Source organism: Leisingera sp. XS_AS12, assembly GCF_041224635.1.
GTDB lineage: Bacteria > Pseudomonadota > Alphaproteobacteria > Rhodobacterales > Rhodobacteraceae > Leisingera.
Window position 1 is genome coordinate 243,231 of record NZ_JBGFGM010000126.1, and the last position, 23,925, is coordinate 267,155.

The following is a 23,925-nucleotide window of genomic DNA, read 5'->3' on the forward strand; positions in this document are numbered from 1 at the left end:
AAAATTAACCCCTTTACGCGACAGTCGGCTGCAAACGGACCACGCGCAGGGGAATCCTGCCAAGACATTCCAAAAGGAGTAGACGCAGTGTCGAATTCTGGGGCGCAGCATTTTCTGGCAACCGCGGGCGCTGGCGGCAGGGACAAAACCAAGCAGGCCTTTGCAGAGGCGGTCGCGGGCAACGCGCGGGCGGACCTGGCGCTGTCGATGCGGTGCGGTATGGTAAAGCAGACCGCCGGCTCGCCAAGGGAACAGGCGCTGGCCTTGCACCGGCGCGCGCGGGAACTGGGCTTGAAACGTCAGTACAAGGATGCCGAGTACCTCCTGCGTGAAGCGCTGAAACTGGATGACAAGAACCGGCTGCTCTATGCCTCCCTCGGCGAAGTGCTCGAGATGATGGGCAAACACGAGCAGGCCATTCTGGCGCATATCGACGCGTTGAAGCTGGACCCGTCCAACTCGCAAAGCCTGTCTTACATCGGCAGCTATCTGAAGAGGCTGGGGCAGGATGAAGAGGCGATCAACTATTTCGCGGCGGCGGTGCAGTTTGACCCGAACAATGCCACGGCCCTCGCGCGCCTGATCTACCTGCGGCGTCGCAGCTGTGACTGGACCGATCTTGGCAACCGGGAAAAACGCATTCGGGTGTTCCGCAAGACCGAGGTCTGCATCGACCCGTTCTCCTTTCTGTCGATGACCGATGACCCCGGCCTGCAAAAGAAGTTTTCCGTCAAGGTGGCGCAGCTGGAAAAGACCACTGCGGATCAATGCGAGTTCGAGAGGCCGCGGGCCGAGGGGCGCAAGATCCGGCTTGGTTATTTCTCCAACGACTTTTTCGATCACGCCACCATGTTCCTGATGGGACGCCAGCTGGAGCTTCATGACCGCGAGCGTTTTGAAATCTTCATCTACGACTACGGCGATCCCAACCAGCAGGAGGGCCGTCTGCGGGCGGAGAAGGCCGCGGATGTCTACCGCCAGGTGGCCAGCCTGCAGAACGACGACATCGCCCGGCTTGCACGTGAAGACGGGCTGGACATCGCCATCGACCTGAAGGGCTATACCAAGGGCAACCGGCTCAATATCTTCAACAACCGCCTCGCACCGGTCCATGTGAGCTATCTGGGCTATCCGGGCACGACCGGCATGGACGAGATGGACTATCTCGTCGCGGATCCGCACATCATCCCGGAGTCGCTGCGCAAGTACTACAGCGAAAAGATCCTCTACATGCCGGACTGTTATCAGCCCAATGACGACCTGCGCGAGGCCTCCGGGCAGAGGCCCACGCGGGCGGACGTCGGCTTGCCCGAGGAAGCCTTTGTGTTCTGTTCCTTCAACAGCCCGTACAAGGTCTCGCCCGACGAATTCGATGTCTGGATGAAGTTGCTGGATCGAGTGCCGGGCAGCGTGTTGTGGTTCTACGCGCCGGTTGAAAAGACCCGGAAGAACATCCTGAAAGAGGCCAAGCGGCGCGGTATCGGTCCCGAACGTATCGTGTTTGCAGGGTTTGCCGCGCAAAAGGATCACCTGGCGCGTCTGGCGCTGGCGGATGTCTTCCTGGATGCCTTTGCGGTCAACGCCCATACCACCGCGAGTGACGCGCTGTGGGCCGGGGTGCCGGTGGTGACAAAGACGGGCAAGCAGTTCGCCGCACGGGTGGCGACCAGCCTCGTGAACGCGGTGGGGCTTCCGGAAGTGGCGGCACCGACCACCCAGCAGTACCAGGCACTGGCCCTGAAGCTGGCCCGTGATCCCGACTACCTGGCGGACGTGAAGGCCCGCCTGAAGCAGGGGATCGAGACCGGCCCGCTGTATGACACCGAGACATTCACCCGGAATTTCGAGGCGCTCATGGAAAAAGCGCTGCAGCGGTTCAATGTGGGACTGAAGCCGGACCACCTGAGCCTGCGCTGATGGCCTCCTTGGCGGCGGAATGGCAGTTTAACTAATAAAAAGGGGGGCGTGCAGCCGATGCACGCCCCCTTATTTGACTTCACTTGCGCCGCACGGATGGGCGCCGTTCGTGGCGATCTATGACCAGTGCGTCGAGGTTACAGCAGCCGCACCTGGGTGCCGATCTGGACCAGCTCGTAGAGTTCCTCGACATGCTGGTTGTAAAGGCCGATGCAGCCCGAGGAGCTTTGCCGCCCGATCTTGCGGGTGTCATGGGTGCCATGCACCAGGTAGGCCGGCCAGTCGAGATACATGGCCCGCGTTCCCAGCGGGTTGCCCGGCACGCCGCCTTCGATGCGCTGCGGCAGGGTGGGATCGCGTTCTCGCATGTTCTGGGTCGGGGTCCAGCTTGGGTTTTCGCGTTTGCGCACGATGCGGGAATATCCGCGGCGGGTCAGCTCCTCGCTCATCGGGACCGACGACGGGTACAGGCGATATGTGACGCCATCGCCGCCCCAGTAGTGCAGCGCACGGGAGGAGATGTCGGCCAGCAGACAGCCGACGCCCAGCTCGTCAAAGTGGTCGCGCCAGTCCTGCTGCTTGAAGGCGGAAATATTGCGCTGTACCGGGATCTCCTCGCGGATTGCCGGTTCGTTCTGCGGGAAGGCATCGGTCGATTGTGCCCGCAGCAGCGCCGGGGTGGCCAGGGTGGCGCCCAACCCCAGAAGGGTGGCGCGGCGGGTGATGGGAGATCTGCTCATGGTGTCCTCAACCCTCAGTCATTCGTTCACGTTCATCGCCGCAAGATAGCCATGTGCGCGGAATTTCCTAGCCCGTGCGAAGGGCTAAAAAGGGGTGATCACGTGTATGTGTTTGCGTGTGTGTGCCGTTTCTGGCGGCTTTCTGCCGACGCGGCGGTGTCGCGTCGGCAGTGGTGTGATGTCAGCTGTAAAGCTGGCGCGCCTGGGCAAAGGACAGCAGGCGCTTGCTGTCTTCGTCCCAAAGATGCAGGCGGGCGTTCGCCAGGCTTTCACGGATGGTCATCCGGTTGCCCTCGGCCAGTTCCCCATGGTCGCGCAGCACCTCGGTCAGGCGGTAGAACGGGATCCGGCTGTAGAGGTGGTGCACATGGTGGATACCGATGTTGGCGCTCAGCCACTGCAGGACCGGCGGCAGCACGTAATGCGAGCTGCCGTGCAGCGCCGCATCATGCAGCTGCCAGTCCGCGTCCTGCTCCCACTGGGTGGTTTCGAACTGGTGCTGCACATAGAACAGCCACAGACCGGCGGTGGCGGCCAGGAGGGTTGCGGGCAGGAAGATCAGCAGGATCGGGGCAAGGCCACCAAAATACCAGATCAGCGACAGGGCCGAGAGGATGGCCAGATTGGTTCCCATGGCGCTGATCCAGTAGCGGCTTTGTCCCATCAGCCCGTAGGGCAGGCGGTTCTGCAGGAAGAACAGATAGCCCGGCCCGATGCCGAACAGGGTGACGGGATGGCGGTACAGCCGGTACATCAGCCGCCCCCAGCGCCCTTCGGCCCGGTATTCCGCGACGGTCATGGTGTGAATATCGCCCATGCCGCGCTTGCCGAGGTTGCCGTGGGTGCTGTGGTGGATCGAATGGGTGCGGCGCCAGACGTCATAGGGCGTCAGCGTCAGAACCCCGATGGTGCGGCCCACCCAATCGCTGAGGTGGCGGTTGGAAAAGAACGAGCCGTGGCCGCAGTCGTGCTGGATGGTGAACAGGCGCAACAGGAAAGCGGCGATCAGCACCGAGATTGCCAGTGTCAGCCAGTAGCTGACTGACAGGGACCACCAGGCCAGGGCCCACAGCAGCAGGAATGGCACCACGGTGACCAACAGTTCAAAGGCGCTGCGCCAGGGGTTCGGGTCCCGGTACTTGGCCAGGATCTTGACCCAGTCGCGTGCGGATTTGGTGGCCGGGGTGGCCTGTTTCGTGGTCGTGGAAATGCTCATGCGCCTGCCGTTATAGTTCTGTTACCGTCCGGATAGACGAGTTGCCGCGTGGAGCAAGTAAAAAAGACGGAATTTCTGACAAAAGCGGCGCACGTGCGCGGGATGTTGCAGGTGCCCGGATCGCGCCTGTGGGGTGGGAGCCAGCCCAAAGAAACAGGGCCCCGCCATGGCGGGACCCTGAAGATTTTCGCAATATCGGACGGTTAGTCCATGGCCTTGAAGTTGAACTCGCCGCCTTCCTTGATGCCCGAGGGCCAGCGGGAGGTCACGGTCTTGGTGCGCGAGTAGAACTTGAAGCTGTCCGGGCCGTGCTGGTTCAGGTCACCAAACATCGATTTCTTCCAGCCGCCAAAGGTGTGGTAGGCCAGCGGCACCGGGATCGGGACGTTGATGCCGACCATGCCGATGTTCACTCGGTGGGCGAAATCGCGCGCGGTGTCGCCGTCGCGGGTGAAGATCGCGGTGCCGTTGCCGTACTCGTGATCCATTGCCAGTTTCAGCGCGTCCTCATAGGTCGCGGCGCGGACGGTCGACAGCACCGGGCCGAAGATCTCCTGCTTGTAGATGTCCATGTCGGGGGTGACATGGTCGAACAGGTGGGCGCCGACAAAGAAGCCGTCCTCGTAGCCCTGCAGTTTGAAGTCGCGGTTGTCGACCACCAGCTTGGCGCCCTGGTCGACGCCGGACTGGATCAGACCCAGGATGCGCTCCTTGGCGGCGGCGGTCACCACCGGGCCGAGGTCGACGTCATCGCCCGCGGTGTAGGGGCCGACCTTCAGTTTCTCGATGCGCGGCACCAGTTTCTCGATCAGCTTGTCAGCGGTTTCCTCACCCACCGGCACGGCGACCGAGATCGCCATGCAACGTTCGCCTGCCGCGCCAAAACCTGCGCCGACCAGCGCGTCGGCGGCCTGATCCAGATCCGCGTCGGGCATGATGATCATGTGGTTCTTGGCGCCGCCAAAGCACTGGGCGCGCTTGCCGTTGGCGGTGGCGCGGGAATAGATGTACTGGGCGATCGGGGTGGAGCCGACAAATGACACCGCCTGGATGGTCTCGTTGTCGAGCAGGGTGTCAACCGCTTCCTTGTCGCCGTTGACGACCTGGAACACGCCTTCGGGCAGACCGGCCTCGACGAACAGTTCGGCCAGCATCAGCGGCACGGAGGGATCGCGCTCGGAGGGCTTCAGCACCACGGCGTTGCCGCAGGCCAGCGCCGGGCCGACGTGCCACAGCGGCATCATGGCCGGGAAGTTGAAGGGCATGATCGCTGCCACGACACCCAGCGGCTGGCGCATGGAGTACATGTCGATGCCGGGGCCGGCGCTGTCGGTGAACTCGCCCTTCATCATCTGCGGCGCAGCGATGCAGTATTCGATCACTTCCAGACCGCGCTGCAGGTCACCCTTGGCGTCGGGGATGGTCTTGCCGTGCTCGCGGCTCAGCGCCTCGGCCAGCTTGTCCATGTCGCGGTTCATCAGGCTGACCATCGCCATCATCACGCGGGCGCGTTTCTGCGGGTTGGTGGCGCCCCACTTGGGCTGTGCCGCCGCCGCCTTGTTGATGGCGTCAGTGGTTTCTTCGGCGCTGGCCATCGGGCATTTGTACTGCACTTCGCCGGTGGCAGGGTTGAAGACATCGTCGAAACGACCAGACGTGCCGGACACGATCTTGCCGTTGATAAAATGACCGAGCTCTTTCATCGGATCCTCCTCTATTCATTTGAGGTCAATCCTAGGCTTGCAAAAAACGTCGCAAAAGGGGAAAGATTTCAAAGAGGCTTTGCAGTAACGCAATAGGTTAACAGCTGTCACAACGCCGCAAAGCGGCGGTCGAATGGCAGCCTGTACGGAGGATCCGGCGCGATGGACCCGCAATGGGATGATATGAAGGTGTTTTTGGCGGTCGCCCGCGAGGCGAGCCTGTCGGGGGCAGGGCGGACATTGAAGATGGACCCTGCCACGGTGGGGCGCCGGGTGGCGCGGTTCGAGGCTGCGCTGGAGACGCCTTTGTTCGTGAAATCGCCGCAAGGCTATGCGCTGAGCGCCGCTGGCGACCGGCTGCTGGTCCATGCCGAAGCGGCGGAACAGGCGATGCGCGCGGGCACCGAGGCGCTGACCGGCCCCAGCGATACCTTGTCGGGGCAGATCCGCATCGGGGCACCGGACGGGGCGGCCAACTACCTGTTGCCGCAGGTCTGCGCCCAGATCTCCGAGGATAACCCGGACCTCGATATCCAGATCGTCGCGCTGCCGCGTGTCATCAACCTCAGCCGTCGCGAAGCGGACATGGCGGTGACGGTCAGCGCGCCGACCGCGGGCAAGCTGCTGGTCCAGAAGATCTGTGATTACAAGCTGCACCTGGTGGCCTCGCGTCACTACCTGAAGAACCACCCGCCGATTCAGACGCTGGAGGATCTGAAAGGGCACAAGATGATCGGGTACATCCCCGACATGATCTTCGACAAGGAGCTCGACTATCTGAACGACATCGGCGTCGAGCGGGTGGCGCTGGCGTCCAATTCGGTATCGGTGCAGATCAAGATGGCGGCCGAGGGTACGGCAATCTGTATCGCCCATGACTTCAGCCTGCCATCGCATCGGATGCTGCGTAAAATCCTGACCGACAAGGTGAGCCTGACACGGGGGTTCCACCTGGTGCGGCACCAGGGGGATCAGCGCAGCGAGCGGCTGAACCGCTTTGCCGCAGCCCTGTCGCGGGGGATTCGCGATGAAGTGGCGCGGCTGGAGGCGCTGACCTGAACTGGGCAGATGGCCGAGCGCGCGGACACCTTGACTTGTAGCTGCATTGCGGCAAACCTTGTTTACACGCAAGAAAATTTCGAAGAGGTGCAGAATGCTCATTCAGGCCATCTTGAAGTCCAAGGCCACCACCGGCGTTGTGACCGTCAAACCGGATGCCACCGTTGCCGAGGCTGCCAAGCTGCTGGCGGAAAAGAAATTCGGCTCCGTCGTGATCTCTGCCGACGGGGAAACCGCGGAAGGAATCCTGTCGGAGCGGGACATCGTGCGGGAGCTGGCGGCCAGCGGTTCGGGGTGCCTCGACAAGCCGGTGCGCGACTACATGACTCGTGAACTGGTCACCTGCACCAGCCATGAGAACGTCGAAGAGATCCTGACCAAGATGACCCATGGTCGCTTTCGCCACATGCCGGTGGTGGAGAATGGCAAGCTGATCGGCATTGTCACGCTGGGCGATGCGGTCAAGGCGCAGCTGGCGGAAGTGGCGATGGAAAAAGACGCGCTCCAAGACATGATCATGGGCCATTGAGCTCCGCTGCCGCCTGAGGAGGCCGTAGCGAAAAATTCCGTATTTCTGCGCTCTTGCAATCGCGTGGTCAAACGTGTTTGCGTGTGCGAAATTTGACTAGGCAGGAGGCCGCAGATGCGCGTAGGTCTGTATCCCGGCACTTTCGACCCGATCACGCTCGGGCATATCGACATCATCCGCCGTGCCAGTGCGCTGGTGGACAAACTGGTGATCGGCGTTGCGATCAACCGCGACAAGGGGCCACTGTTCTCGCTCGAGGAGCGGGTCGAGATGATCGAGGCCGAATGCGCCAAGCTGAGCGCAGAGACCGGCACCGAAATTGTTGCACATCCCTTCGAGAACTTGTTGATCGACTGCGCCCGCGACGTTGGCGCGCAGATCATCGTCCGAGGCCTGCGGGCTGTTGCCGATTTTGAATATGAATTCCAGATGGTTGGCATGAACCGGGCATTGGACAGCTCGGTTGAGACGGTGTTTCTGATGGCCGAGGCGCGCCATCAGGCGATCGCGTCCAAGCTGGTGAAGGAAATCGCCCGGCTGGATGGCGATGTGTCCAAATTTGTCACCCCACTTGTGCGGGAGAAGCTGTTGCAGCAGTTGGGAAAATCCGCCTGAACTAACGCTTTGGATTGCACCTGAAACAAAGCCGGGCTCATTGGGCCCGGCTTTGTGCTGTCAGGGGGCGGGACGTGCCCTGCGGGCTCAGCGCCAGAAGGCGAGCCAGTGGATTAGGGCAAACAGCTTTTTCCCGAGGAAAACCATGTGCTGGTTTCCAAACAGGGCGATGTCCACCACGGCGGCGAGGGTCAGGAGCACGCCGAGGGCAATGGCAATCCGGTTGGTCATGAAAACTCCGCCGCAAATGAAAACGCCTGCCCAGATAACCTGAGCAGGCGTGAAATCTCAAGCTGTTGGACTGCGATCAGCCCAGCTTGCCCATGGCGACGGCGACATCGGCCATGCGGACCGAGAAGCCCCATTCGTTGTCGTACCAGGCCAGGACGCGCACCATGCGATCATCGACGACGCGGGTCTGGTCCGGCGCAAAGATCGAGCTCTCGGGCGAGTGGTTGAAGTCAACCGAGACCAGCGGCGCGGGCTCATACCCCAGAACGCCTTTCATCGGGCCGGTGGCGGCCTCCTTGACGGCGGCGTTGATCTGCTCGGCGGTCACGTCGCGGCTGGCGCGGAAGGTCAGGTCCACGGCGGAGACATTCGGGGTCGGCACGCGGATCGCGGAGCCGTCGAGACGGCCTTTGAGGTTCGGCAGCACTTCACCCAGGGCCTTGGCGGCGCCGGTCGAGGTCGGGATCATCGACATGGCGGCCGCGCGGGCGCGGTACAGGTCGCCATGGCGGCGGTCCAGCGTCGGCTGGTCGCCGGTATAGGCGTGGATGGTGGTCATGATGCCGTGTTCGATGCCAAAGGCCTCATCCAGCACTTTTGCCAGCGGCGCCAGGCAGTTGGTGGTGCAGGAGCCGTTCGAGATCATCTTGTCGCCGACTTCCAGCTGGTCATGGTTGACACCGTAGACGATGGTCTTGTCGACGTTCTTGCCGGGGGCGGACAGCAGCACCTTGCCGGCGCCGCGCTCCAGATGCGCCTTGGCCTTTTCACCGTCGTTGAATTTGCCGGTGCATTCCAGAACCACGTCGCAGCCGGACCAGTCCAGCTCGTTCATGTCGTAGGTGGAGAACATCTGCATGTCGCCGCGGCCCAGGTTCATGGTGCCGTCGCCGATGGTCACCTCACCCGGGAAACGGCCATGTACGGAGTCGTATTTGATCAGATGCGCTGCGGTCTCCAGCGGGCCGGTTGCATTGACCTTGATCACCTCGATGTCGTCGCGGCCCGAGGCGGCGATATGCGACAGGGTGCAGCGGCCGATGCGGCCAAATCCGTTGATCCCGACTTTGATGGTCATCTGAGTGTCTCCAAGCGAGCAAAAACCTTTGGCTGCCATATAGCCCGCTGCCTATGTGGTCTAAAGGGGTAAAAGCGCCACAATATGAAACTGTTAGCGCAAAAAATGCATGTTGGCGATAACGGCTGGCGCCGGTGGCGTTAACGAAAATCGCGGCTTGCCGGGCGGTGGCGCTAACGCTTGTGCTGCGGCGCGGAAGCAGGCAGATTGCGGATCAACTGCGGGCTGAGATTTGAGGGATTTGGCATGAGCGGATTGCTGGCGCTTCTGGATGATGTTGCGGGGATTGCCAAGGTTGCGGCTGCCTCGGTCGACGATGTGGCGGCGGCTGCGGGCAAGGCAGGGGCCAAGACCGCCGGCGTGATCATCGACGATGCCGCGGTTACGCCCAAGTACCTGCAAGGTTTCGCGCCTGCGCGCGAGCTGCCGATCATCTGGCGCATCACCCGCGGCTCCGTGTTCAACAAGCTGATCCTGCTGTTGCCGGTCGCCATGCTGCTGGCCAATTTTGCGCCCTGGGCGATCACGCCCTTGTTGATGCTGGGCGGCTGCTACCTGTGTTTCGAGGGCGCGGAGAAGATCTTTCACGTGCTGTTCCCCCACGCGAGCCACGCGATTGACGAGGATATGAGCGTGAAGGACCCCGGCCACCTCGAGGAAGAGAAGATCAAGGGGGCGATCAAGACCGACTTCATCCTGTCGGCCGAGATCATGACCATTTCGCTGGCCGCGATCGAGGCGCCGAATGTCTGGATGCAGGCGGCCACGCTGGCAGTGGTGGCGATCGGCGTCACGCTGGCGGTTTACGGCTCTGTCGCGCTGATCGTGAAGATGGACGACGTCGGTCTGTATCTGGCCGAGAATGCCCGCACCGGGCTGGGCCGCGGGCTGGGGCGCGGGCTGGTCAAGTTCATGCCGGTGCTGATGAAGATCCTGTCAGTGGTTGGCACCGCGGCGATGCTGTGGGTCGGCGGCTCGATCATCATCCACGGGCTGGAGGTGCTGGGCTTTGGCTGGCTGGGGTACCACATCCACGACTGGGCCTATGCGGTGGGCCACGCGGTGCCTGCCGCCTGGGAGGGCTTTGCCGAGTGGGTGGCCAAGGCGGCGATGGACGGGGTGTTGGGCCTCGCGCTGGGGCTGGTGCTGATCCCGCTGGCGACCAAGGTCATCATGCCGACGATTGCGGCGGTATCGGGGAAACAGGCAGGTCACTGAAGTCAACGCTCTGCGAACGTCCAGCGGGTCAGCACAAGCTGTTCCGCTGCCTTTTGCTTCCCATGTGCAGCGGCGGTGCCAAATTTCCCGCTTTTGTGATACACTGGCGTGTGCCCGTGCCTCTTGGCAAACAGGCATCCCAGCCGCGCGGGCTAAGCGCATCACAAAATCATGGAGGATCACATGGCCCTGTTCATGTGGCTGGCCCGGTATACGCCGCAGGCCGTTAAATCAATTGTGGAAAGCGGATCCAACCGGGAGGAAATGGCTCGCCAAACCGTCGAAGCGGCTGGAGGTAAACTGCTCGGCTTTTACGGGCTGGTTGGGCAAGAGCATCATATCGCGCTGATCTGCGACGTTCCCAAGCAAAGCGACTTTATAGGGATCGTGCTGCGGGCAAACCTTGGCGGTGCCATAGAAAGTTTCAAGACAGTGCCAATGTTTGACTGGCCTGAATTTGAGCAAGCGCTGAAGACATATAGCAGCCTCGGCGGGGTCTACGCGCCGCCCAGTTGAAAGGCAGGCCAAAACGAAAGACGCCGACAGCTGGGAGCTGCCGGCGTCCTGATTGTGGATGAACCGTGGGGTTAGCCCAGCAGCTCTTTCACCTTGGCGACGGTACCCTCGGCGGTGATGCCGAAGCGCTCGAAGAGCTCACCGGCCGGGGCGGAGGCGCCGAAGCGGTCCATGCCGACGAAACCGGCTTTCTTCTCCTGGCCGCGCTCGCCCAGCAGCCAGCGGTCCCAGCCGCCGTCGCGCACGGCGGCTTCGATGCCGACGCGGATCGGGCCTGCGGGCAGCACCTTGCGGCGGTAGGCTTCGTCCTGCTCGGCGAACAGCTCCATGCAGGGCATGGAGACCACGCGGGTGCCGATGCCCATGCCTTCGAGCTGGGCCTTGGCTTCCAGCGCGACCGACACTTCGGAGCCGGTGGCGATCAGGATCACCTGGCGCTTGCTTTCGGCCTCGGCCAGCACGTAGGCACCCTTTTCGACCAGGTTGGTCAGCTTGTGCTCGGTGCGCACGGTGGGCAGGTTCTGGCGGGTCAGCGCCATCACCGACGGCGTCTCCTTGGAGGTCAGCGCGATCTCCCAGGCCTCGGCGGTTTCAACCGAATCTGCGGGGCGGAACACATAGGTGTTCGGGGTGGCGCGGCAGATCGCCAGGTGCTCGACCGGCTGGTGGGTCGGGCCGTCTTCGCCGACACCGATCGAGTCGTGGGTCATCACGAACACGGTCGGGATCTTCGACAGGGCCGCCAGGCGCATCGCTGGGCGGGCATAGTCGGTGAAGCAGAAGAAGGTGCCACCATAGGGGCGGATGCCGCCGTGCAGCGCCATGCCGTTCATCGCCGCGGCCATGCCGTGCTCGCGGATGCCCCAGTAGACGTAGCGGCCCTTGCGGTTGTCGGTGTCAAAGACGCCCAGATCGCCGGTCTTGGTGTTGTTGGAGCCGGTGAGGTCAGCCGAGCCGCCGACGGTTTCCGGCATGATCGGGTTGATCACTTCCAGCGCCATTTCCGAGGATTTGCGGGTCGCAACCTTGGGCTGGGTTTCCGAGATCTGCTTTTTCAGCGCCTTGATGGTGGCGGACAGCTTCTTCGGTGCCTCGAGGTTGTAGGCGCGGTTGAAACGGTCCTGCTTCTGCTGCGACAGCTCGGCAAAGCGGGCTTCCCAGGCTTCGCGCTCGGTTTTGCCGCGCGCGCCGATCTCTTCCCACTGGGATTTGATCTCGGCCGGGACTTCGAACGGGCCGCCGGTCCAGCCGTAGGCGTCCTTGGCGGCCTTCAGCTGATCGGGATCGGTCAACGCGCCGTGGCCCTTGGAGGTGTCCTGCGCGGCGTGGCCCAGGGCGATGTGGGTCTTGCAGGCGATCATCGACGGCTTCTTCGACTTCTTTGCGGCGGTAATCGCCTCGTCGATGGCCTTGGGGTCGTGACCGTCGATTTCCAGCACCTGCCAGCCCGAGGCCTTGAAGCGCTGCACCTGGTTGGTGCGGTCGGACAGCTCGACCGTGCCGTCAATGGTGATGTTGTTGTTGTCCCAGAACACGATCAGCTTGCCCAGCTGATGGCGGCCCGCAAGGCCGATGGCCTCCTGGCTGATGCCTTCCATCAGGCAGCCGTCACCGGCGATCACATAGGTGTGGTGATCCACGACCTTCTTGCCGTAATGCGCGCGCTGCATTTCTTCTGCCATGGCAAAGCCGACGGCGTTGGAGATGCCCTGGCCCAGCGGGCCGGTGGTGACTTCGACCGCATCCAGCAGGAAGTTCTCCGGGTGGCCGGCGGTCAGCGCGCCGGACTGGCGGAAGTTCTTGATCTGCTCCAGGGTGACCTGCTTGTCACCGACAAGATACAGCAGCGCATAGATCAGCATCGAACCGTGGCCCGCGGACAGGATGAACCGGTCGCGATCCGGCCACTTCGGGTTGGATGCGTCGAATTTTAGGTGCTTTTCGAACAGGACCGTGGCCACATCTGCCATGCCGATCGGCATTCCGGTATGTCCGGAGTTGGCGGCGGCGACGGCGTCGAGGGCCAGCGCGCGAATGGCGGCGGCCTTGTTCCAATGGTCTGGATTGGCGGTGCGCAGGGCTGTCAGGTCCACTTGGTATGTCCTTTGGCGTTAACAGGCATTAGGTGCGCTCAATACCAGCGATGCCACAAAGATCAAGCGGGGTTGCGCATATGTCCGCCGCGCCGCACGAAGTTGTCGTGGCAAGTGGTTGAAACGCAAAGGGCGGTGTTTTATTCGTAGACTGGAGAAACATGGCCCATGTCAACCGCGCCCGGCGCGATTCGTGCAGGCGGCGGCGTAAAATCGAACAGATGTGGACGGCTGAGGAAGCAGGCATGACCCAGATCGAAGAGTTGCAAGGCCGCATCCAGGCTGCGCTGGTGCGGATCAGCGATGGCGCTGCCGCGTTGCAGGAGGCGCGTCTGGCGGACCGCCAGCAGGCTGCGGAAGCCGCGGCCGAAGCCGCGCGGCTGGCCGAAACAGCCGCCGCGAATGAGGCCAGCAAGGTGCTGGAGCAGGAGCTCGACGAGGAGCGCCTGGCCAATGCTCAGCTGACCGAGCGTGTGCGTGTCCTGAACGCTCGCCTGAAGGAGGCCGGTGGTGGTCGCCCCGGTGACGCGGGTGAGCTGGAGGCGCTGCGGGCCGAGGTCCAGTTGCTGCGCAATGAAGCCGGCGACCCGGCCGAAAAGGAAGCGTTGCGGGCCGAAGTTGCCCGTCTGAAGCGCGAGTTGGAAGTGGCGGCCAATACCGCGGCCAGCGAACACGATGCGTTGAAGGCTGAACTGGCGGAACTGGCCGCTCAGAACGAGGCCCTGACGGCCCAGTTGCAGCAGGCCCAGTCCGGGGCGTCCGGTGGATCGGACCATGCGGACGTCAGCGCGCAGCCCGAAGATCCGTCCGCGGCCCTGGTGCGGCTTGACGCCGAACATCAGCAGCTGCGTCAGGCCAATGACGAGTTGCGTGCCGTCAATGCGGCGCTGCGCGATGCCAATGCCCAGGGCGTGGCTGATGCGTCATTGATCAATTCCGCGATGGAGGCGGAAATCAGTGGGTTGCGCGCGGCGCAGGCCAGCGACAAGGCGCAGGTGAACGCTGTGTTGGCCAAGCTGGAGCCGCTGCTCGCCAATGCCCGCAGCCTGCCCGCCGCCAAACTGCCCGAAGGGGAGGAAGTCTGATGCCGGAAGTAACCATCATGATCGGTGGCCGTGGCTTTGAGGTCTCGTGCCAGGAGGGCGAGGAAAGCTATCTGCATTCCGCCGCCAAGATGCTCGACGACGAGGCGCAGGTCCTGTCGGACCAGATCGGCCGGATGCCCGAGGCGCGGATGCTCCTGATGGCCGGCCTGATGCTTGCGGACAAGACCGCCGCGGTCGAGGATCGGATCAAGGAAGTCGAAGCGAAACTGGCCGAGCGTGAGCAGGAGCTGGAAGCGCTGAAATCGGCCCCTCCGCCCGAGCCCGAGCGCATCGAGATTCCCGTGGTCCCGCCGCAGGTCGAAGAAACCCTGATGGATATTGCCGCACGCACCGAAGCGCTGGCGCTGGACATCGAGGCAAAGGCAAGCGGCGCTGCCTGACGTCCGGCGGGGCTGACCGCATGGGCGGCAAGCAGGCGAGCGGGTAAACGACGACCCTATAAGCCACACATCATGCAGAAGCGTTGGCTTGCAACCCGTTGTGCGCCAACGCTTTTTTCTTTGTTTCCGGATCGAAGACAGAGCATGCACGCAGGGCGCCCGATAAAATCTAAGCAAATTCTGGAAAAACTGTTCCTATTGAGTTAATTCGGTTGCGTGCAGTTTTTTCTTGCTACTTTTAGGGGACTTTTATGATTGGGGCGTTTATTCTGGGCAGCCTTGCGATTGCCGGCCTGGCCATCAACCTTGATGACGACGAAAACGAAACACTGGTGGAAGACACTGGTGAGCCGGACACCGGCTCCGGGCCGACCGAGTACCTGCTGACAGATGGTCCCGACGATATTGTTTCTGGGGACGAAGATGATGTCATCGACGCGGGAAGCGGTTTTGATCGGATCAACGCGGGTGCTGGCAACGACTTGATCTCTGCCGGGGCAGGTCAGGATACCGTGCTGGCCGGTGACGGCGACGATACGGTTTCCGGCGGCGACTACCACGATGTCCTTTATGGCGGTGCTGGCAACGATTCCCTGTCCGGTGACGGTGGCCTCGACCGGTTGTTCGGCGATGAAGGCAACGACACGCTGGACGGTGGCGCCTGGAACGACACGCTGACCGGTGGCTCCGGCTACGATTCCCTGTCTGGCGGTGCCGGGAATGACATGCTCGCCGGTGAGGCCGGCAAGGATGTTCTGTTCGGCGATGATGGCGACGATACCGTAATGGGCGGCGATTATCATGACATCGCCTATGGCGGTGCCGGCGATGATTCCATGCAGGGCGACGGTGGCATTGACGTGCTGTTCGGCGGCGATGGCGACGATACGCTGGAAGGTGGCGCCTGGAATGACGACCTGATCGGCGGCAACGGCGACGACCTGCTGGATGGCGGTGACGGGAACGATGCCCTGAGCGGTGTGAACCTGAGCCGTGAACTGTCACCCGAAGAGGTCGCCGCCGTGCGGGACCAAGGGGACGCGGGAGGCGCCGAGGACGGCCAGCTCAGCAATGTCGAGTTCATAAACGATGCCGATGGCGCGGACACGCTGATTGGCGGCGCGGGTGATGATTTCCTGCTGATGGGCGCGGGTGATACCGGCACAGGTGGTCTGGGCGAAGACAATTTCGCGCTGTTCATGTCGCAGGACGCGGAGGGCGTCATCGCGGTGACCGATTACACTCCGGGCGAAGACATGATCCAGCTCATCGTCAACAATGGCGGCGGTAGCCTCGGAGCAGAGGACTTCGCGGTCGAGGCCGACGCCGAAACCGGCGATGCGCTGATCCTGCAGCAGGGGCAGCTCGTCGCCCGTGTCGAAGGGGCTGCGGCGACATTTACCACCGCGGATCTGGTGCTGATCGACGCAGCCTGACCAGGCCAGAGTCAAAACAAAAGCCTGCTGCAGATCGCTCTGCAGCAGGCTTTTCATTTTTCAGGGCAGGCGGATCAGGCGTTGGCTTCGCGGATCTTGTCTGCGGCATCCTTGTCGAATGCAATATTGTTGCTTTCAAACAGGCCGTCGAGCTCGGCCGACAGCGCCATTTCGGTGATGATGTCGCAGCCACCGACGAACTCGCCCTTCACGTAAAGCTGCGGGATGGTCGGCCAGTCGGAATATTCCTTGATCCCGGCGCGCAGCTCTTCGTCTGCCAGCACGTTCACGTCGGTGTAGTCTACACCGATGTAGTTCAGCACCGCGGCCACGCGCGAGGAAAATCCGCACTGGGGCATTTCCTTGGTGCCTTTCATGAACAGCACCACGTCGTTGGCTTTGACGGTTTCGTCGATGCGGGTTTTTACGTCGGTCATTTATCCATTTCCTCTTGGCGTTTCCGCCGGTCGCGGTTTGTTTCGATATAGGGGAGAAGCGCGAAAAAGGTAAGCCCCGCAAGCGCAGCTCTTGCAACGAGGGCCGCCAGGGCATCCCGGATGGTCTTGGCAATGCCTGCGGTTCCGACCTTTGGTCACAAATGCCTCCGGCTTCGGCGGCGGTTTTCGCGCTCAATTTTCTGGTTCTTTGCATGGGTCTTGTTGACCAGCTCGATGTCGATGGCTTCCTGCCCAAATTCAACCTCGTCAGTTTTGAGGACGGGTCGTGTGCTGGAGAGGCTCCGCCGCCGGTTTCGTTTCAGGTAAGCTTCCACGGCGATAGCGGCAGCAACCAACGCGACAATTCCAATGAGGATATAGGCGGCTGTGCTCATCAACACGGGCCACAGTGGCGGATCAGGGATGTGTCAGCGGCAGCTGTGACCATTGTTACCACCTGCGTTCTGTTCTCCCATTCCCGGTCGGGTTCCAGCTCCGGATGCTGGTCAACCGACCGCAGGAAAGGGAATACGCGAGTCAAAGGCTTGTCATTACGTTTCAAAAACAACCCCTCTCGTGTCGATATCGGGCCAAGTTACCAGTCCTCCCCAAAGGGGGCTGAGCGCGTCCCGTTTTCTTACTCCGGCGCTTTGGTGGTCAGCGCCAGCGCGTGAAGTTCGCCGTCGGGGCCGTCCATCTTGCCTTTCAGTGCGGCGTAGACGGCGCGTTGCTGCTGAACGCGGTTCTTGCCGCGAAAGCTCTCGTCGATCACCATCGCCGACATGTGAACACCATCGGTGCCGCCGACCTGGATCTCGGCATTCGGAAAAGATTCGCGCAGCAGTTCTTCGATTTCGTGGGCTTGCATGGGCATCCGCAGAAGTCCTTTGTCTTGTTTGGTAAAAATGTAGGTGGCCGCGCGGAGCGGTGCAAGCAGGATTAGTCGCGCGGCGTTGCGAAGGGGGCCAGCAGTTCGACAAAGCCGGGCAGTTCTTCCAAGGCGCCCTGCACGTGCTCCTCGGTGAAGTCCCAGACACTACTGGCAGCTTCCGGACATAGGGCGTCCGTCAGTTCGGCGCATTTGCGCGACAGGTAGTTGGGCAGCGGCAGCGCTGCGGCCTCCTGCAGGATCAGCAAGGCCTCGTGGATCGGGCGCAGGACCCGCAAGGCGCGTGTCATATGGGGCAGCAGGTCCGGATCATCGCGCCATGTCTCGCCGCCAAACAGCTCTTGGGTGACGCGTTGGCCGGCACCGGCGCAGGAATAGGCGACGCAGCCGCCGAACCCCTGTGGTTTCAGCTCTGCATGGATCGAGCAGCGAAAATCCTCGCCCAGGTTGGGGCAGGGCGTGTCCGCCGATTTGAGGATGGCGAAATCTTCGTGCTCCGCAAAGGAATAGGCGACGCAGCACAAGGCCGCGCAGCGACTGCAGTCTTCGGACAGCTCCGGTAGTTTCATGATCCTAGGCTCTCCCCCTCAGGCCAAGGAAAAAGGCGGAACGGCGTTTGCCATTCCGCCCGTGTGTGAAGTGCCCGGAGCGCCTCCGGGCAGGATCGTCAAGCGACAGCGGCGGCAAAGCTGCTGCGGAAAATCTCCTTGAGCTCGGACAGAGGTGCCTCCGAATTGCCGAACTTCACGCTGTCGCCACCGAACTTGCCGACCGTGGTCAGGGTCACGCCGGCCTGACCGGCTGCCAGCATCAGCGCCTCGGCCTGGTCGAAGTTGCAGGCGATCAGATAGCGGGCCTGATCTTCGCCGAACAGGGTCTGGGTGTCACCGGCATCGATCTGCACGCCCACTCCGGCTTCCTCGGCCAGCTCGAACGCTGCGAGTGCGAGACCGCCATCGCCGAGGTCGGTACAGGCCTTGATGAAGTCGCGGTTCGCGCGGATGAATTCACCGTTGCGCTTCTCGGCGTCCAGATCCACATGCGGGGCATCACCGTCTTCGCGGTTGAAGACCTCGGCCAGCAGGGCCGATTGACCCAGATGACCGGTGGTTTCGCCAACCAGCAGGGCGACGTGGCCTTCACGGGCCTCGCCGATGATCGGCTCTTCGCCCGCGGCAATCAGGCCAACCGCGCCGATGGTCGGGGTCGGCAGGATGCCCTTGCCGTCGGTTTCATTGTAGAGCGACACGTTGCCGGAAACGATCGGCATGTCGAGCGCGGCAACCGCCTCGCCGATGCCCTTGATGGCGCCTACGAACTGGCCCATGATCTCGGGCTTTTCGGGGTTGCCGAAGTTCAGGTTGTCGGTGGTGGCCAGCGGCTTGGCACCCACGGCGGTCAGGTTGCGGTAGGCCTCGGCCACCGCCTGCTTGCCGCCCTCGAAGGGGTTTGCCTTGACGTAGCGCGGGGTCACGTCGGAGGTGAAGGCCAGCTTCTTGTCGGTGCCATGCACCCGCACGATGCCGGAGCCCGCACCCGGACGGCGCTGGGTGTCACCCATCACGGTGGTGTCGTACTGCTCGTAAACCCATTGCTTGCCGGCGTAGTTCGGCGAGGAGATCAGCGCCTTCAGGCCATCGATCGGGTCGATGGTCGGCACGTCCTCATCCGCCAGCGGATCGGGGGTCGGGGTCGGAACCCAGGGGCGGTCGTATTCCGGTGCGGTGGAGGACAGTTTCGACAGGACCAGATCGGCCTTCACTTCGCCGTTGTGCATGATCAGGAAGCGGTCTTCGGAGATGGTTTCACCAACGATCGCGAAATCGAGGTCCCATTTCTCGAATACGGCGCGGGCCTCGGCTTCGAGTTCCGGCTTCAGCACCATCAGCATCCGCTCCTGGGATTCCGACAGCATCATCTCGTAGGCGGTCATGTTCTCTTCGCGCTGCGGCACGTTTTCGAGATCCAGACGCACGCCCAGCTTGCCCTTGTCGCCCATTTCCACGGCCGAGCAGGTGAGGCCCGCGGCGCCCATGTCCTGAATCGAAATCACCGCGCCGGTCTGCATCAGCTCCAGCGTGGCCTCCATCAGGCGCTTTTCGGTGAAGGGGTCGCCGACCTGCACGGTGGGACGCTTTTCCTCGATCGTGTCGTCGAATTCGGCCGACGCCATGGTCGCGCCGCCGACACCGTCACGGCCGGTCTTGGCGCCGAGGTAGACCACCGGCATGCCGACGCCGGAGGCCGCGGAGTAGAAGATGCTGTCGGTCTTGGCCAGGCCAGCGGCAAAGGCGTTGACCAGACAGTTGCCGTTGTAGGCCGGATGGAAGCGCACTTCGCCGCCAACGCAGGGCACACCAAAGCAGTTGCCGTAGCCACCGATGCCTTCAACCACGCCGTTGACCAGCTGCCGGGTCTTGGGGTGGGACGGTTCGCCAAACGACAGCGAGTTCATCGAGGCGATGGGCCGTGCGCCCATGGTGAACACATCACGCAGAATGCCGCCAACGCCGGTTGCGGCGCCCTGGTAGGGTTCGATGTAGGAAGGGTGGTTGTGGCTTTCCATCTTGAAAACCACCGCGTCGCCGTCACCGATGTCGACGATACCGGCGTTCTCGCCGGGGCCGCAGATCACCTGCGGGCCTTCGGTGGGCAGGGTGCGGAGCCATTTCTTGGAGGACTTGTAGGAACAGTGCTCGTTCCACATCGCCGAGAAGATGCCCAGCTCGGTAAAGGTTGGCTCCCGCCCGATGATTTCGAGGATCAGATCGTATTCCTCGGGCTTCAGCCCGTGGTTTGCAATCAGTTCAGGCGTGATGGCGGGTTCCTGCATCCGTAAACGTCCCCAATGGCTGCGGTTGCGCGCCTTTTAGAGTAAGCTTTGCCGTTGGGAAAGAGGGGTTGCGCATTCACCGCCCCGCCTGCGCCGTTGTGACCGGGCATCTGGGGCGTCACAGAGCAGAAAACGTGCCGATTTGGGTGACTTCCTGCAAGAGGATCCCATGCCCGGGCTGGCCGGGACATGGGGGATGGGTGATCTGCCGGGCAGGCGGTCCGTCTATCCGGTCTTGCCGCCCTTGCCGTCGCTCTCTGTCTGCGTTTGGGATGACACGGCGGAGCTGGCCGCGGCCGCGACGGCTGCCTTTTGCGAATCGTTCAGATGGTCGGCGTCCTCCAGCCCGGGAATCGCGACACGGACCTCGCGGCGGGCAAAATCAATCCCGTTCTCCGCAAAAGCCGCCTTCACCCGGTTGTAGATCTCCTTGCGGATGGTGAACTGGGTGCCCGGCTTGGCCATGAACTTGCCCCGTATGATCATGCCGACATCGTCAAAGTCGAAGACCCCCTGGCTCTTGAACGGTTGCAGGAAATCCTCCTTGTAGAGGTCGTCCTGCATCATCTCGGCGCCGATCTTCTTGAAGATCTTCTTCACCTTGTTGGGATCGGTATCGAAGGGCACGGTGAAGCGAAGCTTCATGATCACCCAGTCGCGACTGTAATTGGTCAGCTTCGGGATTTCGCCGTAGGGGATGGTGTTGACCGGCCCGCGGTGGTGACGCAGCTGCATCGAGCGGATCGAGATCTTTTCGACTGTGCCGCGGGTGCCTTCGACTTCGACATATTCGCCGACCCGGAACGCATCGTCGATCAGGAAGAACACGCCAGAGACGACATCCGACACCAGTTTCTGCGCGCCAAAGCCAATGGCCAGCCCGAGAATACCCGCGCCAGCCAGAAGCGGCGTGATGTCGATGCCAAGGGCTCCGATTGCCAGCAGGGCAAAGATGATGGCGATGGCGATCTGCGCGCTGACCCGCAGCAATGGCAGTACCGTCGCCAGGCGTGAGCCGCCAGCGCCGCCCCCTTCGCCACCCGGTTCGGTGTCATCGGGGGTGGTCTGCTCACGCGCGAGGCGGCGGTTGATCCACAGCGAAACTGCCTCGTAGACCACATAGCCCACGCCGATCGTCACCAGGAAACCGACGATGTTGTCGGCTATCCCATCCGCATTGGTGGCAATGCCCATCAGGTTCACGTCCCAGGCGTTCGAGATGACCATCAGAACAAGCCCGGCGACCGCGACCCGGCCGATGCGAATGTAGCTGCGTTTGGTCGAACGATAGGCCTGTGCGGCGACGTGCCCGTCGCCGGACATCGGGGGCACCAGATGTCTGACGAGACCGCGGATCGCGGTGTCGAGTGCGGGCGCGGCCAGCAGCCAGAACATGGTGACATAATGTGCACCCTGCGCCAAATGCCGGGTTTTGCCCAACCCGACCAGCGTGCCCACGGAAACCCACGTCAGCGCCGCCACAGCCATGGCGAAATAGGGGTAATAGCGCGCCGCGGCCTCGTCAAAGCGGCTGCGGTCCGGGTCGCTGCCCCGCATGATGTCCGTCAGCCCCGTGCGCGCCGTCCAGGCGATCCAGATGATGTAGGCATAAACAAGGGTGTCGAGCCAATAGCTCAGCCGGATCGCCTCGGGGTCGATGCCGTTTGCCTTGTTGAAATGCGCGGAAAAGATCGTCAGCCCCGAAAGAAAGGCCAGGCCGATGATGTGCAGATGCAGAAAATCAGCCCATTGGGTGGAGGCGTTCACCAGCCGGTGGTCCGGCCGTTGCGGCGCCATGACAAAGCGCGAGACGGCTGCTGCGACTCGGGGGAGCCAGACCAGATAGGTGACCATCGGCGCGGCGAACGCGATCATCTGCTCTTCGAGCAAGGCGTGTCCAAGGGTGCGGATCACCACGTAGAAAACGGCAAGACCGATTATTTCCCGCAGGAAGCGGCGTGCCAGAAAGATCAGCGTTTCGGCAAGGGACGCGCTAGGGCTGGTCGAGGCACCGGGGGCAGCCTCCAGCAAGCGCGAGCGTGCGAGGATCTTGCGCACGGCGAATTCCGCCAGAAAGCCAAGGCCGAGAACGACCGCGATCCAGGCGAACAGTTCCAGCACGCCGGTGAGGCCACCATGGCGTTCGCCAAAGACCCGGAAAGACTGGCCCTGCGCGGCGGGCAGCGCAGGTAACTTGCGGACTGCGTCGCTCACCGGTTCGGTGAAAGCGGTCCAGAGCTGGGCAACACGCCCCGACAGCGTCTGCGGCTCGTCCGGCTGCCCGGATGCAGCGGCAACCGCGTCGAGCCGTTCCAGCAGCAGGGCGCGCACCTCGTTGTCGGACATCCGGGCGACCATCTCGTGCACCGCAGCTGGCGGAAGATCGGCCGTTGTCGCCTCCTGTTGCGCACGGGCCGCGCTGCCTCCGGCGGCGACGATGATGGTCAAGGCGATGAAGAAACCGCCCAAATAGCGGGCAAGCTGCTGAAATAAAGGTGCCATAAATCTCTTTGCCCCTGAATGAGACTGAAAATTGGAACAGAAGTCTCGTCCAGTTGACCCGATGGGCCTTATGCAGGTCAAAGAAAAAGCTCACGGTGCCGGACTGTACCGCACCTGCTGCGCGCACCGAAGGGATGCGGCTGGCAAAGAACGGGGATCTTGCGGGTAGCGACCGGCCAAAAAAAAGGCCGAGCACTAAGCTCGGCCGAAGTCCAACAGGGAGGTATGAAGGAGGGCGTCAGCGCCGCCTTCATGAGGGTCATTTAGGGCTGCGCGCCGAACCCTTCAAGAGGCGAGATGCGAAATGAACGTCAAAGCTGCTATGCGGTTTCTGCATGGCTTTGATTTCGCGAGAACAACCCTGCCATCCGATACCCAAAGACGCAGGCGCGCGCGGCGCTTTCCCCGGTCTGTGCACCGGTAGACGGGCGCGCGCACAGAGCAGCGCAGCCAGTGCCGCGCGGCAAGGCTGTGGCGGGTGTGCGGCAGCAGATGAGGCGTCTAACCGATGTCGGTGCTGGTTACAGCTTGCCCAGTTCTTTCATGTGCTTGCGGTGCGCCATGATCTCGGATTGGACAAAGTCCCGGAAGGCACCAACGCGTTGCGAATGGCGCAGCTCTTCGGGATAGGCAAGGTAAACCGGGACAGTGTTCTGTCCTTCGTCAGGCAGAACCTCGACCAGTTCCGGGAACTCTTCGGTCACGTAGTCCGGCAGGATGCCGATGCCCATGTCGTGCACCACACTTTGCAGCACACCAAAGTAGTTGTTCACCGTCAGCAGCGACTTCGGTTCGTAGGACATCAGTTTGCGGATGACGACGGCCGCCGAACTGACCTGCGCGGCGCGCTGGTTCTGGCAGATCAACCGGTGATCCGAAATGTCCTCGATCGTTTCCGGCACACCGTATTTTTCAAGGTAACGGGGCGAGGCGAACAGGGCCATCCGCACCGTCATGAGGCGCTTGCGTACCAGGTCGGCCTGGCTCGGCTCCTTCATGCGGATGGCGACATCGGCCTCGCGCATCGGCAGGTCCAGCACCCGCTCTTCCAACATCAGATCGATTTTCAGGTTCGGATACTGCTCGTACAGCTTGGTCAGGCGCGGCGCCAGCCAGAGGGTGCCAAAGCCGGTGGCCGTGGTCACCCTGAGTTCCCCAAAGACCTCTTCTTCACTGTCGCGGATGCGCGCCGCGGCCGCGTCAAGGCGGCTGGTCATCGACTGCGTCGCGTCGAACAGCAATTCCCCCTGTTCGGTCAGAATCAGTCCGCGTGCATGGCGGTGAAACAGGGTTGCGTTCAGGCTCTCCTCCAACGCGCGGATCTGGCGGCTGACGGCCGACTGTGACAGGTTCAGCTTGTCACCGGCATGGGTGAGACTGCCCGCATCCGCGACCGCGTGAAAGATTCTGAGCTTGTCCCAATCCAT

General features: G+C 62.5%; 22 protein-coding genes. 9 read left to right on the forward strand and 13 right to left on the reverse strand.

What is annotated here, in order from left to right; all coding sequences use genetic code 11:
- Window positions 1-87: 87 nt before the first annotated feature.
- Entirely contained in the window at window positions 88-1,917 is a 1,830-nt protein-coding gene (locus AB9K35_RS21465; RefSeq protein ID WP_369929303.1) for a UDP-N-acetylglucosamine-peptide N-acetylglucosaminyltransferase, read from the forward strand.
- 137 nt (window positions 1,918-2,054) lie between these two features.
- Here the strand turns inward: AB9K35_RS21465 and AB9K35_RS21470 are convergent, their stop codons facing one another.
- The 3 genes from AB9K35_RS21470 to AB9K35_RS21480 form a co-directional block, all read right to left on the reverse strand.
- Complete coding sequence (locus AB9K35_RS21470) at window positions 2,055-2,657, reverse strand: L,D-transpeptidase (RefSeq protein WP_222453142.1); 603 nt, start codon at window positions 2,655-2,657, stop codon at window positions 2,055-2,057.
- Window positions 2,658-2,838: 181 nt separating this feature from the next.
- On the reverse strand, window positions 2,839-3,873 hold the full coding sequence (locus AB9K35_RS21475) for a fatty acid desaturase (protein WP_369929306.1): 1,035 nt from the start codon (window positions 3,871-3,873) through the stop codon (window positions 2,839-2,841).
- Between the two features lie 203 nt (window positions 3,874-4,076).
- Window positions 4,077-5,576 carry a CoA-acylating methylmalonate-semialdehyde dehydrogenase gene (locus tag AB9K35_RS21480; RefSeq protein WP_222453140.1) on the reverse strand — a complete coding sequence of 500 codons (1,500 nt, stop codon included), beginning with the start codon at window positions 5,574-5,576 and terminating at the stop codon, window positions 4,077-4,079.
- 162 nt (window positions 5,577-5,738) lie between these two features.
- Between AB9K35_RS21480 and AB9K35_RS21485 the strand changes: the two genes are divergently transcribed.
- The 3 genes from AB9K35_RS21485 to coaD all read left to right on the forward strand — a co-directional run bounded on the left by AB9K35_RS21485 (window position 5,739) and on the right by coaD (window position 7,779).
- Entirely contained in the window at window positions 5,739-6,635 is an 897-nt protein-coding gene (locus tag AB9K35_RS21485; RefSeq protein WP_222453139.1) for a LysR family transcriptional regulator, read from the forward strand.
- Window positions 6,636-6,729: 94 nt separating this feature from the next.
- Entirely contained in the window at window positions 6,730-7,164 is a 435-nt protein-coding gene (locus AB9K35_RS21490) for a CBS domain-containing protein (RefSeq protein WP_222453138.1), read from the forward strand.
- A gap of 114 nt (window positions 7,165-7,278) precedes the next feature.
- Window positions 7,279-7,779 carry a pantetheine-phosphate adenylyltransferase gene (gene coaD, locus AB9K35_RS21495; RefSeq protein ID WP_222453137.1) on the forward strand — a complete coding sequence of 167 codons (501 nt, stop codon included), beginning with the start codon at window positions 7,279-7,281 and terminating at the stop codon, window positions 7,777-7,779.
- 87 nt (window positions 7,780-7,866) lie between these two features.
- Here the strand turns inward: coaD and AB9K35_RS21500 are convergent, their stop codons facing one another.
- A complete protein-coding gene (locus AB9K35_RS21500) occupies window positions 7,867-8,010 on the reverse strand; it encodes a hypothetical protein (RefSeq protein ID WP_222453136.1) in 144 nt (47 codons plus the stop codon).
- A 76-nt stretch (window positions 8,011-8,086) separates the two neighbouring features.
- The gene (gene gap, locus AB9K35_RS21505; protein ID WP_369929310.1) at window positions 8,087-9,088 is read right to left on the reverse strand and encodes a type I glyceraldehyde-3-phosphate dehydrogenase; all 1,002 of its coding nucleotides are present in this window, start codon (window positions 9,086-9,088) and stop codon (window positions 8,087-8,089) included.
- A 246-nt stretch (window positions 9,089-9,334) separates the two neighbouring features.
- On the opposite strand from gap, the gene AB9K35_RS21510 reads away from it, so the two are divergent.
- Window positions 9,335-10,306, forward strand: a complete 972-nt coding sequence (locus AB9K35_RS21510; RefSeq protein ID WP_369929312.1) for a DUF808 domain-containing protein — start codon at window positions 9,335-9,337, stop codon at window positions 10,304-10,306.
- A gap of 183 nt (window positions 10,307-10,489) precedes the next feature.
- Complete coding sequence (locus AB9K35_RS21515) at window positions 10,490-10,822, forward strand: GYD domain-containing protein (protein ID WP_369929314.1); 333 nt, start codon at window positions 10,490-10,492, stop codon at window positions 10,820-10,822.
- Window positions 10,823-10,893: 71 nt separating this feature from the next.
- Here the strand turns inward: AB9K35_RS21515 and tkt are convergent, their stop codons facing one another.
- Entirely contained in the window at window positions 10,894-12,915 is a 2,022-nt protein-coding gene (gene tkt / locus AB9K35_RS21520; RefSeq protein WP_369929316.1) for a transketolase, read from the reverse strand.
- A 245-nt stretch (window positions 12,916-13,160) separates the two neighbouring features.
- Here tkt and AB9K35_RS21525 point away from each other — a divergent pair, with 245 nt between their 5' ends.
- The 3 genes from AB9K35_RS21525 to AB9K35_RS21535 all read left to right on the forward strand — a co-directional run bounded on the left by AB9K35_RS21525 (window position 13,161) and on the right by AB9K35_RS21535 (window position 15,837).
- The gene (locus AB9K35_RS21525; protein ID WP_369929318.1) at window positions 13,161-14,000 is read left to right on the forward strand and encodes a colicin transporter; all 840 of its coding nucleotides are present in this window, start codon (window positions 13,161-13,163) and stop codon (window positions 13,998-14,000) included.
- Window positions 14,000-14,401, forward strand: coding sequence for a cell division protein ZapA (locus tag AB9K35_RS21530; RefSeq protein ID WP_222453130.1), 402 nt, complete (start codon window positions 14,000-14,002; stop codon window positions 14,399-14,401). Before AB9K35_RS21525 ends, AB9K35_RS21530 begins: the two co-directional genes overlap by 1 nt.
- A 251-nt stretch (window positions 14,402-14,652) precedes the next feature.
- Complete coding sequence (locus AB9K35_RS21535; RefSeq protein ID WP_369929320.1) at window positions 14,653-15,837, forward strand: calcium-binding protein; 1,185 nt, start codon at window positions 14,653-14,655, stop codon at window positions 15,835-15,837.
- Window positions 15,838-15,911: 74 nt separating this feature from the next.
- Here AB9K35_RS21535 and grxD read toward each other — a convergent pair whose 3' ends face one another.
- From grxD to AB9K35_RS21570, 7 genes are all read right to left on the reverse strand, one after another.
- Entirely contained in the window at window positions 15,912-16,274 is a 363-nt protein-coding gene (gene grxD, locus AB9K35_RS21540; RefSeq protein WP_222453128.1) for a Grx4 family monothiol glutaredoxin, read from the reverse strand.
- A gap of 155 nt (window positions 16,275-16,429) precedes the next feature.
- On the reverse strand, window positions 16,430-16,669 hold the full coding sequence (locus AB9K35_RS21545; RefSeq protein WP_369929323.1) for a hypothetical protein: 240 nt from the start codon (window positions 16,667-16,669) through the stop codon (window positions 16,430-16,432).
- A gap of 242 nt (window positions 16,670-16,911) precedes the next feature.
- On the reverse strand, window positions 16,912-17,148 hold the full coding sequence (locus AB9K35_RS21550) for a BolA/IbaG family iron-sulfur metabolism protein (RefSeq protein ID WP_369929325.1): 237 nt from the start codon (window positions 17,146-17,148) through the stop codon (window positions 16,912-16,914).
- A 65-nt stretch (window positions 17,149-17,213) separates the two neighbouring features.
- Window positions 17,214-17,732 carry a hypothetical protein gene (locus AB9K35_RS21555; protein WP_222453125.1) on the reverse strand — a complete coding sequence of 173 codons (519 nt, stop codon included), beginning with the start codon at window positions 17,730-17,732 and terminating at the stop codon, window positions 17,214-17,216.
- A gap of 98 nt (window positions 17,733-17,830) precedes the next feature.
- On the reverse strand, window positions 17,831-19,996 hold the full coding sequence (gene purL / locus AB9K35_RS21560; protein ID WP_369929327.1) for a phosphoribosylformylglycinamidine synthase subunit PurL: 2,166 nt from the start codon (window positions 19,994-19,996) through the stop codon (window positions 17,831-17,833).
- A gap of 225 nt (window positions 19,997-20,221) precedes the next feature.
- The gene (locus AB9K35_RS21565; protein ID WP_369929329.1) at window positions 20,222-22,498 is read right to left on the reverse strand and encodes a mechanosensitive ion channel family protein; all 2,277 of its coding nucleotides are present in this window, start codon (window positions 22,496-22,498) and stop codon (window positions 20,222-20,224) included.
- Window positions 22,499-23,019: 521 nt separating this feature from the next.
- On the reverse strand, window positions 23,020-23,925 hold the full coding sequence (locus AB9K35_RS21570; RefSeq protein ID WP_222453122.1) for a LysR family transcriptional regulator: 906 nt from the start codon (window positions 23,923-23,925) through the stop codon (window positions 23,020-23,022).